General features: G+C 70.4%; 14 protein-coding genes. All 14 read right to left on the bottom strand.

Features of this window, described 5'->3' with window-relative positions:
• Window positions 1-100: 100 nt before the first annotated feature.
• Window positions 101-3214: a hypothetical protein gene (locus IPJ59_RS15815; protein ID WP_293272348.1), complete on the bottom strand. Its 3114-nt coding sequence runs from the start codon at window positions 3212-3214 to the stop codon at window positions 101-103.
• Between the two features lie 14 nt (window positions 3215-3228).
• Complete coding sequence (locus IPJ59_RS15810) at window positions 3229-4137, bottom strand: alpha/beta fold hydrolase (RefSeq protein ID WP_293252140.1); 909 nt, start codon at window positions 4135-4137, stop codon at window positions 3229-3231.
• A gap of 142 nt (window positions 4138-4279) precedes the next feature.
• The gene (gene ptsP / locus IPJ59_RS15805) at window positions 4280-6115 is read right to left on the bottom strand and encodes a phosphoenolpyruvate--protein phosphotransferase (RefSeq protein ID WP_293272347.1); all 1836 of its coding nucleotides are present in this window, start codon (window positions 6113-6115) and stop codon (window positions 4280-4282) included.
• Window positions 6112-6390 (bottom strand): HPr family phosphocarrier protein, encoded by a 279-nt coding sequence (locus IPJ59_RS15800; protein ID WP_293252136.1) that lies wholly within the window; start codon window positions 6388-6390, stop codon window positions 6112-6114. The genes ptsP and IPJ59_RS15800 overlap by 4 nt, the downstream gene beginning before the upstream one ends.
• Window positions 6387-6845, bottom strand: a complete 459-nt coding sequence (locus IPJ59_RS15795) for a PTS sugar transporter subunit IIA (protein WP_293252134.1) — start codon at window positions 6843-6845, stop codon at window positions 6387-6389. The genes IPJ59_RS15800 and IPJ59_RS15795 overlap by 4 nt, the downstream gene beginning before the upstream one ends.
• Entirely contained in the window at window positions 6838-7776 is a 939-nt protein-coding gene (rapZ, locus tag IPJ59_RS15790; protein WP_293252132.1) for an RNase adapter RapZ, read from the bottom strand. The genes IPJ59_RS15795 and rapZ overlap by 8 nt, the downstream gene beginning before the upstream one ends.
• 1 nt (window position 7777) lies before the next feature.
• Window positions 7778-8824, bottom strand: a complete 1047-nt coding sequence (gene hprK / locus IPJ59_RS15785) for an HPr(Ser) kinase/phosphatase (RefSeq protein ID WP_293252130.1) — start codon at window positions 8822-8824, stop codon at window positions 7778-7780.
• A 147-nt stretch (window positions 8825-8971) separates the two neighbouring features.
• A complete protein-coding gene (gene hpf, locus IPJ59_RS15780) occupies window positions 8972-9634 on the bottom strand; it encodes a ribosome hibernation-promoting factor, HPF/YfiA family (protein WP_293272346.1) in 663 nt (220 codons plus the stop codon).
• A gap of 27 nt (window positions 9635-9661) precedes the next feature.
• A complete protein-coding gene (rpoN, locus tag IPJ59_RS15775; protein ID WP_293272345.1) occupies window positions 9662-11125 on the bottom strand; it encodes an RNA polymerase factor sigma-54 in 1464 nt (487 codons plus the stop codon).
• A gap of 159 nt (window positions 11126-11284) precedes the next feature.
• Window positions 11285-12919, bottom strand: a complete 1635-nt coding sequence (locus IPJ59_RS15770) for a CTP synthase (RefSeq protein ID WP_293272344.1) — start codon at window positions 12917-12919, stop codon at window positions 11285-11287.
• Window positions 12920-12988: 69 nt separating this feature from the next.
• Window positions 12989-14509 carry an acetyl-CoA carboxylase biotin carboxylase subunit gene (locus IPJ59_RS15765; protein ID WP_293272343.1) on the bottom strand — a complete coding sequence of 507 codons (1521 nt, stop codon included), beginning with the start codon at window positions 14507-14509 and terminating at the stop codon, window positions 12989-12991.
• 53 nt (window positions 14510-14562) lie between these two features.
• On the bottom strand, window positions 14563-14877 hold the full coding sequence (locus tag IPJ59_RS15760) for a hypothetical protein (protein ID WP_293252120.1): 315 nt from the start codon (window positions 14875-14877) through the stop codon (window positions 14563-14565).
• Window positions 14877-15437, bottom strand: a complete 561-nt coding sequence (rpoZ, locus tag IPJ59_RS38700; protein WP_293252118.1) for a DNA-directed RNA polymerase subunit omega — start codon at window positions 15435-15437, stop codon at window positions 14877-14879. Before rpoZ ends, IPJ59_RS15760 begins: the two co-directional genes overlap by 1 nt.
• 165 nt (window positions 15438-15602) lie before the next feature.
• Window positions 15603-16034 (bottom strand): tellurite resistance TerB family protein, encoded by a 432-nt coding sequence (locus IPJ59_RS15750; protein ID WP_293252116.1) that lies wholly within the window; start codon window positions 16032-16034, stop codon window positions 15603-15605.
• Window positions 16035-16169: the final 135 nt, after the last annotated feature.

The raw sequence follows: 16169 nt of genomic DNA, 5'->3' as shown, positions 1-16169 counted from the left end.
AGCTTAACACGCCCGGCGGGCCCGGTACGGCCCCGGCGGGTCGCCCCCGGCAGCGAGCCGCACGCTGCTCCTCGGCCCTCCCTGGGCCTGCGGCGGGCGCCTAAAAGCTGCGGGCGACCAGCACGCGCAGCAGATCGCCGCCGATCGTGGGATCGAAGCCGTGGGCGTAGGTCAGGAACAGGTCGATGGTCTCGCGGTAGCCGAGGCGAAACGAGAACACCAGCGACGCGCCGGCGCCGACCTTGAGCAGGTCGCGGGTGAGCCTCCCGGACCAGGCGCCGCCGTAGTCGAGGAAGGGGATCGCGGTGACGCGGCGCATGAACAGCGGCAGCGAGCCCATGCCGCGCTCGACGTCGGCGAGCGGGATCCGGTAGTCGACGTTGAGCACGAGGTAGTAGGCGCCCGCGGTGCCCGCGGGGACGAAGCCGCGGAGCGTGCCGGCCTCGGCGAAGGGGCTGCGCAGCAGGAAGTCCTGGATCACGCGGTTCGGCAGCGGCGTGCCATAGAGGCGGAAGGCCCCGAGGCGACCGAGGCCGCCGGCCGAGGCGCCGCCGCCGAGGCGCAGCGCGAGCACCTGATGACCGCGCCAGGGCATGCGGATCCGCTCGCCGTAGCTCGCCGACGCCTTGATGTCGCCGTACTGGCCGCCGAGGTGACGGTCGACGATCGACAGGTTGAACGCGGCGTGGCGGCCGGTCTCGCTGGCGTAGCCGTAGGTGACGCTGCGCAGGTTGTCGTAGCGCAGCGACAGGCTCAGGCTGCCGACATCGCCGACCGCGGGCGGCACCGAGGTCGGCGCGTTGGGGTCGATCGCCTCGCGATCCTCGTTGAGGTCGCGCAGCCGCGAGAACTCGTAGGTCGCGGCTGCGCTGGCGCTGTGGATCGCGTGGCGGACGATCGGCACCGACACCGAGGCGCGCACCACCGTCTGGCGCTCGCGGTAGCCGGTGAGCAGGTAGGGCTCGAAGACGCCGTCGCGCGACGCGTGGTCGTAGTTGTAGCGGACACCGCGGTCGTCGTAGACCCTCAGGTCGCGGACGAAGGCGAGGCTGAAGGTCGGGAGCAGCTGGCTGTAGCTGTAGCTCACGGCGCCGACCGGCTCGCGGTAGCGGAGGTAGTCGCGGAAGCTGGCGCTCAGGCTGTGGAAGCCGACGACGTCGGCGATGTCGAGCTTGAGGCCGAGGTCGACGCCCTGACCGCTGTTGCCGAAGTCGAACGAGGCCGGCAGCAAGACCCGCGGGAAGAAGGTGCGGATCGGCTGGTAGCGACGGGCGCGCAGCGAGGGCGCCCGGCGGTGCAGGGCCGGCAACTCGGGGGTCGGGTCGTCGGCCTGCGGCAGGTCCTCGGAGATCGGCAGCGGCGTGAAGAACTCGGCCGGGTCGAGCTTCATCACCCACAGGTCGTAGCCGGTGGAGGAGAAGCCGACGTAGGCCAGGCGCTGGCCGTCGTTGCTGACCACCGGGTCGAAGGCGCCGCCGATCACGTTGGTCACCTGCTGCACCCGGCCGGCCTCGAGGTCATAGGCGTAGATGTTGAAGACATCGTCGCGGTCGCTGGCGAACAGCAGGTAACGGCCGTCGGGGGTCCAGGTCGGCGACATGTCGAGGAAGCGGTCGGCGGTGACCCGCTCGCGGGCGCCGGTGTCACGATCGTGGATGTAGATGTCGCGATAGCCGTCGCGGTGCGCCGAGAAGGCGACCCTGCGGCTGTCCGGCGAGAAGCGCGGGCTGTACAGCTGCTCGACGCGGCCAGCCGGGGCAAGCTCGCGGACCTCGCGGGTCGGGAGATCGAGGAAGGCGAGCCGCGACTGGGCGATGTCGTTGCGGATGAACACGACGCTGCGGCCGTCGGGGCTGACGTGGGGGTCGCGCGCCCGCAGGCCGGAGGTCAGCTGGATGAGCTCGCCCGGGCTCTGACGGGCGGCCTGGGCGTCGGGGTCGGCGGGGTGCCACAGGAACAGCTCGTTCCAGCTGTAGCGGAGGTCGTGCAGGTTGCCCTGCTCGAACACGATGTCGCCGCCGGAGCCCGGCACGAGGTTCGGCGTGCACGAACCCTGGGCCTCGATGACGCGCTCGATGCCGCGGGTCATGCCCTGGCGACCGACGCCGATGCCCTCGCGGATCTGTCCGCCGCGCGCGGCGATCCGGCGCACGCCAGGGTTGCTGTGGCCGTCGTCCTCGTAGAAGTAGAGGTACTGATCGTCGGGCGACCAGGTCGGGTGGCGGCTGAAGCTCGAGGCCTCGCTGGCGGTGGAGAAGGTGAGGCGTCGACCCTCGCGGATCCCTCGCCCGCGGATCGCCCGCGCCTGGGCCTCGAAGCGCCGGGTGATGTCGAGCTGGAAGTCCTGCCAGAGCTGCTGGAAGTCGACGCCATAGACCTCCTGCACGGTGCGGTTCAGGCTGTAGGGGATCGCCCGGCCGCCGTAGCGGTGGCTGAGCTCGCGCAGCTTGTCGTGGCCGTAGCGGGTGCCGAGGTAGTGGATCAAGTGCAGGCCGTAGAGGTAGACGGTGGTCGTCTGCGGGAAGATCGTGGCCGGCGCGGAGATGCGGTCGAGCGTCGGGAAGCCCTGCTCGAGCACGGCCATGCGCAGCATCATGTCGAACTGCGTCGATCGGTGGCGGCCCTGGCTGGTCAGGCGCGACTCCTCGTAGGTCGCCAGGCCCTCGAGCACCCAGCGCGGCTGGAGGCCGTTCGGCGGCCAGACCCGGCCGATCACGCCGAAGCCGAGGATCGTGTTGAGCACCCGCGGCAGCCCGTGGATCGTGTCGTTGTGGACGATGTGCGTGTACTCGTGGCTGAGCAGGGCGTCGAGCCAGTCGTCGTAGCTCTCGAGCACGGACAGCGAGTCGGGGGCTGTGACGTTGGCGTCGATGCGCGGGAAGCTGAACACGGTGGCCCGGCCGTTGGCCGAGTCGGTGGCGTCGGTCATCACGACGTGGGTACGGATCCTCGGGCTGTGGCCGAGGCCGACGCTGAGGCGCGCGTGGGCCCGCTCGAGCACCATCGCGGCCCGATCCGCGGCCGCCTCGGCGCCGGCGTAGTAGTGGATCTGGAAGTGCTCGGTGGTCAGCGTCTTCCACTTCAGGTCGCGGCTGTTGGCGGCGGCTGTCCCCGGGGACAGGCAGCAGAGCAGCAGCCACAGCGCCGAGCACAGCCACAGCCAGCGCGGCGTTGGCCGGGCCCGGCGAGGCGACGTCGGTCGGGCGAGACGCACCGCGAGCGAGGGTATCAGGGATGGGCGGAGGCGCCCACGCCGGCGCCGTCCAGGTGCTGGCGCAGCAGCGCGGCGAGGGCCTCGGGCTGCTCCTCGGGCGGCGTGTGGCCGCAGCCCTCGAGCCACCGCAGCGTCGCCCCGGGGATCGCGGCAGCGACGCGATCGGCGTGCTCGCGCGGGACGATGCCGTCGCGGTCACCCCACACGACCAGCGTCGGAGCAGTCAACGCGCGCATCCGCGGCAGCATGCCCGCCATGGTGTCGGCGCCGAGCAGTTGCATGAGCATCGCGTGGGCCGCCTCGCGCCCGCCGCTGCGCGCGAGCCGGTCCCAGTAGATGTCGACGTCGGCCTCGTCGACCAGCCGCTCGCTGGAGAAGGCGCGGCCGAGGTAGCGGCGCAGCTCGTTGCGGCGGTACATGTTGTGAAACATGTAAGGGCCGATGCGGGGCACCGTCGCCAGGCGGCCCTCGATCGGCACCGGCATGGCGAACAGGGTCGGGTCGACGAGGACCAGGCGACGCACCCGCGCGGGCGCGGCGTCGGCGAGGCAGACGGCGATCGCCCCGCCCCACGAGTGACCGACGAGGTCGACCTGCGCGAGCCCGAGGCGATCGAGCAGCTCCTGCAGCGCGGCGGCCAGCCAGCGCGGGCTGTAGTCGGCGCACAGCACCGGCGGCGGGCGGTCGCTGTCGCCGCAGCCAGGCAGGTCAGGCGCGAGCACGCGGTGGTCGCTGGCGAGCTCGGGGATCAGGCGGGTGAAGCTGTGGCTGGTCACCAGCAGGCCGTGCAACAGCAGCACCGGCGGCCCACCGGGCGCGGCGGGGGCGGCCGGGCCGTGGTCGCGGAGGAAGACGCGGCCGAAGGAGAGCTCGACCAGGCGCGAGGCGTCCCGGAGGCTGAGCGAGAAGCCCGGATCCCTCACGCGCGCCTACCTGACCGCGAGGACAGGTCCCTTCGCACCTGGCGCATGGGACAGGCGGTCGCATACACCTGGCGCACGGGACCGGCGCCCGCCGCATACACCTGGCGCACGGGACAGGCGCCCGGCGTGGCGTGGGCCGGGCTCACGGGGTCGGATCTCCGCCGCTGTTCTGGCCGCCGCCGTGGAGCAGGTGCTCCGGGAAGCGGGCGTGCATGGCCGCGAACACCAAATCCTCGGCCTCGCGGCCCGACTGGGCCTGGAGCGCGCGCTCGGCCAGCGCCTTCATCTCGGCCGAGGTCGACGAGCGGATGATGTTCTTGATCACCGGGATGGCGCTCGGGTGCATCGACAGCTCGGTGACGCCGAGGCCGATGAGCACCCAGGTGTAGCGCGGGTCGGCGGCCATCTCACCGCACAGGCTGACGGGCACCTGGTTGCGCGCGCCGGCCTCGGCGACCGACTTGATGAGGCGGAGGATCGCCGGGTGCAGCGGCTGGTAGAGGTAGGCGACGGCCTCGTTCTCGCGGTCGATCGCCAGGGTGTACTGGATGAGGTCGTTGGTGCCGATGCTGATGAAGTCGACGCGGCGGGCCAGGATGTCGGCGATCAGCGCGGCGGCCGGGGTCTCGACCATGATGCCGATCGCCAGGTCCTCCGAGTGGGCCATGCCGGCGGTGGCGAGCTGGTCGCGCGCCTCCTCGATCACCTCGAGGCCGGCCTCGAGCTCGTCGACGCTGCCGACCAGCGGCAGCATGATCGCCAGCGGGCCGTGGACCCCGGCGCGCAGCAGCCCCCGCAGCTGGGCGAGGAACATGCCGCGCTCGCGCAGCGCCAGCCGCAGCGAGCGCATGCCCATCGCCGGGTTGTTCTCCTGCTCGAAGTCCAGCAGCTCGCTCGACTTGTCGGAGCCGAGGTCGAAGGTGCGAAACACCACCGGGTAGGGCGCGCAGCGGTGCAGCACCAGCTTGGCGGTCCGGTAGTGCTCCTCCTCGGTGGGGAGGGCGTCGCGGTTCATGAACATGTACTCGCTGCGGTACAGACCGACGCCCTCGGCGCCGTAGCGCAGCGCGAGGTCCAGCTCCTCGCTGATCGCCAGGTTGGCGCGCACGGTGACGTGCAGCCCGTCGGTGGAGATCGCCGGGAAGGCGTGCTCCTTGCGCACCTTCTGCTCGAAGGCGTTGTAGCGGTCGCGCTGACCGGCGTGGTGGGCGACCTCCTCTGCCTCGGGGCGGACGATGACGTGTCCGTGCACGCCGTCGACGACGACGAGGTCCCCCGAGTCGACGATCGCCAGGATGTCCTCGATGCCGACCACCGCGGGGATCTGCAGCGAGCGGGCCATGATGGCGCTGTGTGAGGTGCGGCCGCCGACCCCGGTGATGATGCCGACGACGTGGCAGCGGTGCAGGCGGGCGGTGTCCGCCGGGCTCAGGTCGTGGGCGACGACGACGCTGCCGGTCGGGGGGTCGAGCTCGTCCGGGTGGTCGCCGAGCAGCGCCTGCAGCACGTTCTCGGTGAGGAAGGCGATGTCGCTGCCGCGCTCGCGGAAGTACTTGTCGTCGGCGTTCTCGAGGGTGGCGATGATCTGGTCGGTGGTAGCGGTGAGCGCCCACTCGGCGTTGGCCAGCTCCTCGCGGATGATGGTCTCGGTGTGGAGGATGAGGTCCGGGTCGCGCAGCATCATCTGCTGCGCCTTGAGGATCTGGCGGTGCTCTCCGTGCGGCAGGCGGGCCTTGATCTGCTCGAGCTGCTGGCGACAGCTGCGGAGCGCCTCGTGGAAGCGCTGGATCTCCGCCTCGACCTCCTCGCGCTCGATCTTGGTGCGCGGCACGTGCACGCGTCGGCGGTCGACCACGTAGGCCGGGCCGATGCCGACGCCGGGGCTGGCCGCCGCGCCCTCGAGGTCGCGACGAATGCGCAACGCGGCCACCTTGTAGAGGCCGGAGAAGCCCGAGCCGCCGTCGGGCCCGTCGTTCACAGCTCGCCGAACCCGCTGGAGATGAGCTTCGAGAGGGCGTCGTAGGCCTTGTCGGCGTCGACGCCCTCGCAGCGCAGGCCGATCGTGCTGCCCTGCGAGCAGGCCAGCATGAGCACGCCGAGGATGCTCTTGGCGTTGACCTCGGTGCCGTCCTTCGAGATCCACACGTCGGCCTTGTACTTGTTGGCCATGGACGCGAACTTGCTGGCCGCGCGGGCGTGCAGTCCGAGCGGGTTGACGATCTCAAATTCGCCGTTCATCCGCGGCTTGCTCATGCGGGCTCCTTGCTTGCAGCGTGCTGGGGGGGTTGCGGAGGCTTCGGGGAGGTCACGGTGATCGCCCGGCGGGCCGAGGCGCCGCAGGCCTCAGCGAGCTCGGCGGGCGTGTGCGTGCGGCGGTCGAGGGTGGCCAATTTGAGCAGCATCGCCAGGTTGAAGCCGGCCAGGACCGCGAGCGGGTGGCCCTCGGCCATGCGGATCCCGCAGGCGCAGGGGCTCGCGCCGAACATGTCGGCGATCAGCAGCACGCCGGCGCCGTGGTCGGCGGCCACGACGGCGGCGCACATACGGGTGCGCAGGTCGGCGTCCTCGCCCGCGCCCGCGTCGACCGCGACGACCCCGGTGAGCGCGTCGCCGACGATGCCCTCGGCCGCGCCGAGCAGCGCGCTGGCGCTGCGCCCGTGCCCGACCAGCACCACCCCGACGGTCACCCCCTGAGACGCATCAGCCACGGTCTGTGACTCCTCCATACCCTGCCCTCCCCTCGCCCGTCGGCTCGCCCGCGTGATCGCTGCCCGTCTCCGCGGACAGCTCACGGTGGCGCACCACGATCCGCGGCGGCGGCCGGGTCAGCGGCTCACCACCAGCCGGCGACTGCAGGCGATCGGCGAGGGCTTGGATCATCGCCACCGAACGATGCTGCCCGCCGGTGCAGCCGAGCGCAACGGTCAGATGGGAGCGGCCCTCGCGCACGCTGCGCGGCACGACGAAGCGCAGCAGGGCCTCGAGGTGATCCAGCAGGGTCTGGGCGTCGGGCTGATCCAGCACGTAGCGGGCGACCGGGGCGTCGAGGCCGGTGCGGGGGCGCAGCTCGGGCACGTCGTAGGGGTTTTGCAGGAAGCGGAGATCGAAGACGATGTCGGCGACGCTCGGGATGCCCGACTTGAAGCCGAAGGACATCAGGACCAGGTGCAGCAGGCCGCCGTCGCTGCCGTAGCGGTCGCGGATCATGTGCCGCAGCTCGCGGGCGCGGAGGGTGCCGGTGTCGATCGTGGCGGTGGTGCGCGCGCGGAAGGCCGTCATCAGCTCGCGCTCGCGCTGGATCGCGGCCGGCAGCTCGCCCATCGGGTGCTTGCGCCGGGTCTCGGAGTAGCGGCGCAGCAGGACGTCGTCGGGCGCGTCGAGGAACAGGATCTCGACGCGGTGGCCAGCGGCGAGCAGCTGCTGGTGGACGCCGGAGAAGTGGCGCAGCAGCGAGTCCTCGCGGGCGTCGACGCCGACCGCGGTGCGCCGCTCGGCGTCGGTCTGCGCGAGCAGCTGGGCGAGCTGCGGCAGCAGCGGCACGGGCACGTTGTCGGCGCAGTAAAATCCGAGGTCCTCGAGCGCCGCGAGGGCGGTCGACTTGCCGGCGCCGCTCATGCCCGTGACGACCAGAAGCTCCACCCTACTCAACCTCCGGGATCGGCATCGCCTGCGAGTTCTGGCGCGGCTGGGCGACCGGGACGTCGGCCCGCGGGGGGATCGTGCCAGTGCCACGGATCGCCACGCCACGGGCGCTGGCGGCGATGCGGGCGTTGATCTTCTCCTGGAACTCGCGGGCGCTGTCGTGGCCGCGGTACTTGAGCAGCTGATTGCGCGCGACCACCTCGATCAAGGAGGCGATGTTGCGACCGGGCCGCAGCGGGATGCGGGCCAGCGGCACGTCGACGCCGAGGATCGGCCACACCTGCTGCTCGGTGCCGAGGCGATCGTAGTCGTCCTCCTGGATCTCGCTGAGCTCGACGACGACCTCGATCTTCTTGTTGTCGCGGACCGCGGCGACCCCGAACAGGTGGGTGATGTTGAGGATGCCCATCCCGCGGATCTCCATGTGGTGCTGGTGCATCTCCAGCGCCGAGCCCCACACCGTGTCGGGCGCGCGTACCGTGACCTCGACGATGTCGTCGGCGACCAGGCGATGGCCCTTGAGGATGAGGTCGAGCGCCGCCTCGCTCTTGCCGACCCCGCTGCGGCCGATGAGCAGCAGGCCGACGCCGAGCACGTCGATGAGCACCCCGTGCAGCGTGGCCCGCGGCGAGAGCAGCTCCTCGAGCCTGCGCACCAGTCGCGAGATGAAGGTGGAGCTCATCAGCGAGGTGCGCAGCACCGGCACGCCGTGGCGGCGCGCCGCGTCCATCAGGAAGTCCGGCGGGTCGAGCCCGCGGGTGATCGCCAGAGCGCAGATCGGCCGCTGCAAATAAGCCTCGAGGCCGGCGTCGACGACCTCGCGCGGGGTCGACAACAGATAGTCGATCTCGGTCAGACCGAGGATCTGCATGCGGTCGGGGTAGACGTGCTTGACGAAGCCGGACAGGGCGAGGCCCGGCTTCTGGATCCGCATGTGGGCGATCTTGCGGTCGAGCGAGCCCCAGTCCGACAGGAGCGTGAGGTGCAAGGTCTCCGACGAGGCCTCGAGCAATCGGCTGACCTCGATGGAGGCTTCACGGCGCATCGTCGCGAGCATACCAGCAGGCGGACACGCCAGGGCCCCGCATCGAAGCTCCTGCGCGCGTCCGCTGCGCCCGCGGCGACGGGCCTGGTCCTACCACGCGTCGACTGGCCCGTCCGTGGCGCCTGCCGCGGCACCTGCCGTGGCCCTCTATTGGCCTCTATTGGCCTCTGGCCCTTGGCCCTGTTGGCCCTCGGGCTGCGGCTCGATGAGGCCGAAGTTGCCGTCCTCGAGCGCGTAGACGATCGTGATGCTGCCGCTGGCGGCGTTGGTGAACACGTAGAACTGCTTGTGCAGCAGGTTCATCTGCATGATCGCGGCGTGGACCGTCATGCGCTCGGCGTGGAACTCGCTCTGGCGGATGATGTGCGGCGAGCTCTCGGGCGGCGCGGCGGACTCGTGGGTGGCCGCGTGGTTGTTCGCGGCGGGGAGGTGCGCCTCGTCCTCCTCGATGTGCCGGTCGGTCACGCTCTCGGCGGCGATGACCCCGAGCTTGACCTTGGCGGTGCGGCCTTCATCAGCCTTGTGGTGCTTGATCCGGGCCTTGTAGCGCCGGACCTGCCGCTCCATCTTCGCCAGGGCCATGTCGACGGAGGAGTACATGTTCTCCGTCGCCTCCGAGGCGTGGAGCTGGAGGCCGTTGCGCAGCGTGACGTCGAATGAGGCGCTGTGCATGATCTTGTCGACGCTGAACGTGCAACTGATCCGCAGCGGGTCGGCGAAGTAGCGCTTGATCTTCTCCAGGCGCTCCTCTGCGTAGCCCCGCAGGGCGTTGGAGGACTCCATCTGGCGAAACACGAAGTGGGTCTGCATCGGCGGCACCTTCTTGGTGAGGGGACTTCAGAACAGCTTGCGGCGCTTCGAGCTCGAGAGCACACGGAGCTGCTCCCTGTACTTGGCAACCGTTCGCCGCGCGATGTCAATACCCTCCTGCTCGAGCAACTCCACCAGCTTCTGATCGCTGTACGGGTGGGCAGCGTCCTCGGCGTCGATCAGCTTCTTGATCCGGGTCTTGACGGCCTCGCTGGCCAGATCGTCGCCGGTGGTGCGGCTGATCCCCGCGTTGAAGAAGTACTTCAGCTCAAAAATTCCCTGCGGCGTGTGGACATACTTGTTGGTCGTGACCCGCGACACCGTGGACTCGTGCATCTCGATGTCCTCGGCCACATCCTTCAGGATCAGCGGGCGCAGGTGCTGCGCGCCGCGCTCGAAGAACTCGCGCTGGAACTTGAGGATGCTGCGGGTAACCTTGAGGATCGTTCGCTGCCGCTGCTGGATCGAGCGGATGAGCCACTGCGCCGAGCGCATGCGTTCGTGGATGTAGTCCTTGGCCTTGGGGTGGCCGCCCATCGCCTCGCGGTACATCGCGCTGATGCGCAGCTTGGGCACGCCCTCCTCGTTGAGGCTGACGACGAAGTCCTCGGCGACCTTGACGATGTACACGTCCGGCGTGATGTACTGCGCGGCCTCCGAGCTGTAGGCGCGGGCCGGCCGCGGGTCCATGTGCTGGATCACCTTGGTGGCCTCGTAGACCTCCTCGAGCGCCTCCCCGGTGTCGCGCGCGACGGCCGGGTAGTTGCGGATCTCGAGGTTGTGCAGGTGCTTGGCGATGATGGCCAGGACCAGCGGATCCTCGATCGGGTGCTCGGGGTGGTGGGCCTGCACCCACAGGCACTCGGCCAGGTTGCGCGCGAGGATCGCGAAGGGGTCGAGCTGCTGCAGGCGGCGGATGACGCCCTCGACCTTGAGCGTGGAGTAGCCGAGCTTGCGCGCCACGGCGATGGTCGAGCCGTCCATCAGGTAGCCCGCGGGCGACAGGTTGCGGACCAGATACTCGGCGATCTCCTCGTCGGCCTCGCTGTAGTTGGACAGCCGCACCTGCCACAGCAGGTACTCGGGCAGCGTCTCGGCGCGCGTCAGCGTGGCCTCGAAGGAGGGCTGCTCGTCGCCCTCGCCGCCGCCCGTGGCCGGCGTGAACGGCGTGCTGTCGGCGTAGACCTCCCAGTCGACGCTGTCCTTCGGCGGCTCATCGGCCTTGAGCGGCTCGCTCGGGCTGGTCGGCTCCGGCGCGGTCTCGCTGGGCTGGTCGACGGCGTCCTGCAGCTCGACCGAGGAGACCGGCTCCTCGACCGTGGTCCCGAGCTCCTGCGCCTCCTCGAGCAGCGGGTTCTCCATCAGCTCGTCGCGCACCAGGTCGCTGAGCTCCATCCGCGACAGCTGCAGGAGCTTGATCGCCTGCTGCAGCTGCGGCGTCATGACGAGCTGCTGGCTCATCCGGATGTCCTGACGCATGTGCAGTGCCATGGAACTCGCCTCGCTGAGCCACCACGGTACCAGAGCAGCAACAACCGGGCCAAGGCTCAAACACCTGGCTTGCCCGGCAGTACGGCGTTACTTGCGGGATTTGTGGCGCCGCGGAGATCGGTCCCGCGCGGCATCGCCACCGCCGCGCCCGCGGGCGCCTCAGGTGCGCGTGCGCTGATACTGCAGCGACGCCGCGATGTAGGCCGTGAACAACGGGTGCGGCGCGGTCGGGCGGCTCTTGAACTCCGGATGGAACTGGCAGCCGACGAAGAAGGGGTGGGTCTCGGGCGCAAGCTCGATCATCTCGACCAGCGAACCGTCCGGCGAGACGCCCGAGAGCCGCAGGCCGGCGCGCTCGAGGCGCTCGCGGTAGCGGTTGTTGAACTCGAAGCGATGCCGGTGACGCTCCGAGATGCGAGACTTGCCGTAGATCCTGGCCACCAAGCTGCCGGGCGCGAGCTCGCAGTCGTAGGCGCCGAGGCGCATCGTGCCGCCCTTCTCGGTGACGCTCTGCTGCTCGGCCATCAGAGCGATCACGGCGCCGTCGAGGTTCGGGTCGAACTCGCTGCTGTGCGCCCCCGGGAGGTCGGCGAAGCTGCGGGCGTACTCACAGACCGCCATCTGCATGCCGAGGCAGATGCCGAAGAACGGGATCTTGCGCTCACGGGCGAAGCGGATCGCGGCGATCTTGCCCTCGCTGCCGCGCTCGCCGAAGCCGCCGGGCACCAGCACACCGCCGAGGCGACCGAGCTGGACGTCCGCGCCGCCGGCCTGGACCTGCTCGGCGTCGACGTAGACGATTTCGACCGCGGCGTTGTTGGCGATGCCGCCGTGGATCAGCGCCTCGTGCAGGCTCTTGTAGCTCTCGGCGAGGTCGACGTACTTGCCGACCACGCCGATGCTGACGCGCTGGCGCGGGTTCTCGAGCGTGTGGACGATGCGTTTCCACTCGTCGAGCTTGGGCTCGCGCGACCAGATGTTGAGCAACTCGCAGATCTTGTCGTCGAGGCCCTCGCCGTGGAGCACCAGGGGCACCTTGTAGATCGTGTCCTGGTCGGGCAACGACATCACGCTGTCGGCTCGCACGTTGGTGAACATCGCCAGCTTGTCGCGGGTGGCCCGCGAGATCGGCTCCTCGGTGCGGCAGACCAGGATGTCCGGCTGGATCCCGATCTCCCGCATCTTCATGACCGAGTGCTGGGTCGGCTTGGTCTTGATCTCGCCGGCGGTCTTGATGAAGGGCAGCAGCGTCAGGTGCACGAACACGGTGTCGCGTGCGTCCAGCTGCAGGCGCAGCTGCCGTATCGCCTCGAGGAAGGGCAGGCTCTTGATGTCGCCGACCGTGCCGCCGATCTCTACGATGAGGAGATCGAGGCCCTCCGAGGCGGCGAGGATGCTGGCCCGGATCTCGTTGGTGACGTGGGGGATGACCTGGACCGTCTGGCCCAGGTACTCGCCGCGACGCTCCTTGCGGATCACCGACTCGTAGATCTGTCCCGAGGTGTAGTTGCTGTGCCGCGTCATGCGGTGCGACACGAAGCGCTCGTAGTGCCCGAGGTCGAGGTCGGTCTCGGCGCCGTCATCCGTGACGAACACCTCGCCGTGCTGCGTCGGGTTCATCGTGCCCGGGTCGACGTTGAGGTACGGGTCGAGCTTCTGCAGCCCGATGTTGAGGCCGCGAGCCTCGCGCAGCGCTCCCATCGACGCGGCGCACAGCCCCTTCCCCAGCGAGGAGACCACGCCCCCGGTGACGAAGATAAATTTGGTGTGCTTGACCCGAGTCGCCGTTGCCACGGGACGGGGTTTTGCCACGATCGCTCGCGTCGATCCACGCCGCCAGGCCTCGCGTCACCGGCGGCTGGCTCACGCCCGACGCCAGCCAACGGCGCGACGCCACGGCGAAGTAGCCGCAGAAACAGCGCCAGACGCTGCGACGCCACCCCGGCCGACCGCGGCCGCCGCGTGCACCGCCGCCGCCGCCGCGATCGCCTGGCTCTCGGCCTCGGCGATCGGCAGCTCGGCGGTCAGCGCTGGATGTTGCTCGATGTAGCGGGTCGAGAAGTCGCCGCGGAGGAAGTCGGGCTCGGCGAGCACGCGCAGGTGAAACCCGAGGTTGGTGGCGATGCCCAGCGCGACCGTCTCGCGCAGCGCCTCACGCATGCGTCGGAGGGCGCTCGGGCGATCGGGTCCCCACACCGTCAGCTTGGCGATCATCGGGTCGTAGAAGTTGGACACAACGCTGCCCTCGGCGACCGCGCTGTCGATGCGGATGTGGGCGCCCACCGGCCAGCGCAGGCGCCGGAGCTCGCCCGGGCTCGGCAGAAATCGGTGGGGATCCTCGGCGTAGAGGCGGCACTCGATCGCGTGGCCTCGCAGCTCCACGTCGGCCTGCGAGTAGCCGAGCGGCTGCCCGGCGGCGACGCGGATCTGATCCCACACCAGGTCACGGCCGCAGGTCGCCTCGGTGACCGGGTGCTCGACCTGCAGGCGAGTGTTCATCTCGAGGAAGTAGAAGCGCGGGCCCTCGGGGTGCTCCTCGAACAGGAACTCGACCGTGCCAGCGCCGCAGTAGTCGACCGCCCGGGCCGCGCGCACCGCCACCTCGCCCATCGCCGCGCGCACCGCTGGGGTCATCTGCGGGCTCGGGCTCGGGCTCTCCTCGATGACCTTCTGGTGCCGGCGCTGCACCGAGCAGTCGCGCTCGTTGAGGTAGACACAGCCGCCGTGGCGGTCGGCCATCAGCTGGATCTCCACGTGACGCGCGGCGAGCACGGCGCGCTCCATCAGCATGCGGTCGTCGCCGAAGGCGGCCTTCGCCTCGCGCGCGGCGCCCTCGTAGGCGCGGCGCAGCTCGCTGGCCTCGTGGACGATGCGCATGCCCTTGCCGCCGCCGCCCGCCGAGGCCTTGAGCATCACCGGGAAGCCGATCGAGCGCGCGGCGGCCTCGACGGCGGCCATCGAATCGAGGTCGTTCACCCCGGGCACCACCGGCACGCCGGCCGCAGCCATGGCCTTGCGCGCGCCGATCTTGTCGCCCATCACCTCCATGGCCCGCACGTCGGGGCCGATGAAGACCACACCCGCCTGGCGGCACGCCTCGACGAAGTGGGCCCGCTCGCTGAGGAAACCGTAGCCCGGGTGGATCGCCTCGGCGCCGGTGGCCCGCGCCGCGGCGAGGATCTTGTCGACGCGCAGGTAGCTCTCGGCCGACGGCGCCGGCCCGATGTGCACCGCCTCGTCAGCCTGCTGGGCGTGCAGGGCGTCGCGGTCGGCGTCGCTGTAGACGGCGACGGTGCGGATGCCGTACTCGGCGCAGGTCCGAAACACCCGCAGGGCGATCTCACCGCGATTGGCGACCAGGATCTTTCGAAACGGCGGAGTCATGGCGCGACCCCGCCTTAGCACAGGCGCGGCCGACCGCGGCGGCAAAACCACGGCTAGCGGTGGCCCGGCACCGGTCGCGGCGACGTGGCCGGATCGCCCTGGCCCGCGCTCGGAGCCTTGGGGGGCTCGAGGACACTGGCCTTGCTGCCCGGCATCTGGTCGAGCTTGCTCGGCGGCCCCGCCAGCGAAGACGCCCCGACCACCGCGACCCCAGGAGGCGACGGCCGCTGCTCTGGATCACCCAGCAACTCGGCCACCGCCGGGGGCGGCGGCGCGGGCCACAGGGGCGGCGGCGCCTTGTCGACGCACCCGCACAACAGCAGCCCGCCGGCCACGCCGACCAGGCGGCGGCGCGACCTGGCGCCCACTATTCCTCGTCCTCGGCCTCTACGGGCTCGACCTCGTCCTCGAGGCCAGCGTCGAGATCCTCGAGACCAGCGGCCTCGTCGTCGATGTCGGCGGCGGCGACCAGGTCGGCCTCCTCGTCGTCGGCCGGGGCCTCCTCCTCGGTGTCGGCGTCCTCGACGTCGACCGGCTCGTCGCTGTCGGTCGTCTCGACGGGGGCCAGGCCCACCTTCTCGAAGTCGGCCGAGAGCTCGGGGATCACGTCGCCCTCCTCATCGGCCTCCTCGCCCTCGATCACGCTGAAGGCGGCGGCCTCGAGGAAGGTGTTGTCGCTGCTGGTGAGCTTGAGCTTCTGCCGCTGCTCCTCGATGAACTCGGTCATCACCTCGGCGACATCCTCGTTGTAGCGCACCGACCCGGCCCCGATCTCCCGCAGCGCGGTGACGGCCCCCTTGTTCTCGCAGTCGATCAGCGGCGTGCCGCGATTCTCGAGCAGGGCCCGCGCGCGCCGGGCCGCGAGGATGGTGAGCGCGAAGCGATTGGGGATTCTCTCGAGGCAGTCTTCGACGGTGACGCGAGCCATGGGCGGCGGAGTATGCGGGCCTGCGCGCGCCAACGCAAGTCCCTGGAAACCTCGCTCGCCGCCCTGCGGGCCGATCCCGGCGCCTCGCACCATCGCCCGAGCCGACGCGAGCACAACCCAGCGCCGCGAGCCCCTCGCAACGCTCAAGGAAGCGATCCCCGCGGCTCACATCTCGACGAGCAGCTGTTGCCCGCGGTCACGCAGCTCGAGGCTGTCGCGGACCCAGCGGATGAAGCCCTTGGCGTGCTCGGTCTGGAAGTTGAAGGCGTCCGCGAGCGACAGCAACGCGTCCATCTCGCCATCGACAAGCTTGTTGTCGGCGAGCGCCGCGCAGACCGCCTGGTAAAAGAGGAAGAGGCGAGCCTCGCGGTGCTGCACGGCGCGAGCGACCTGCATCAAGTCGTTCGGCGTAGAGAACTCCCGACGCACCAGATCGCGCTCCTCGGGGAGCAGCATCATCTGGCCCATCAGCTCCTCGACGAAGTGCTTCTCGCTGTCCGAGACCTGGTTGTCGCGCGAGGCCATGATCGCCACGGCACGGGCGACGGCCACCTGCTCCTCGGGGGTGATGAGCTCTGCGATCGGGAAGTCGAGCATCTGGCTTTCTCCAGCTCCGGCCTAGAGGCTATCCCAAGTCGCCTGCGCTGCCTAGCACGGCGACACGGGCCCGATCAGGGCCCGATCGGGGCAGCCGCGACCGCCCCCGGGGAGATCCCGCGACTTCGCGGACAT

The organism is Nannocystis sp., from assembly GCF_016714285.1.
Taxonomy (GTDB): Bacteria; Myxococcota_A; Polyangia; order Nannocystales; family Nannocystaceae; genus Nannocystis.
Note: the sequence above shows the minus strand (reverse complement) of the source record. Positions and strands in the feature narration are given on the sequence as shown.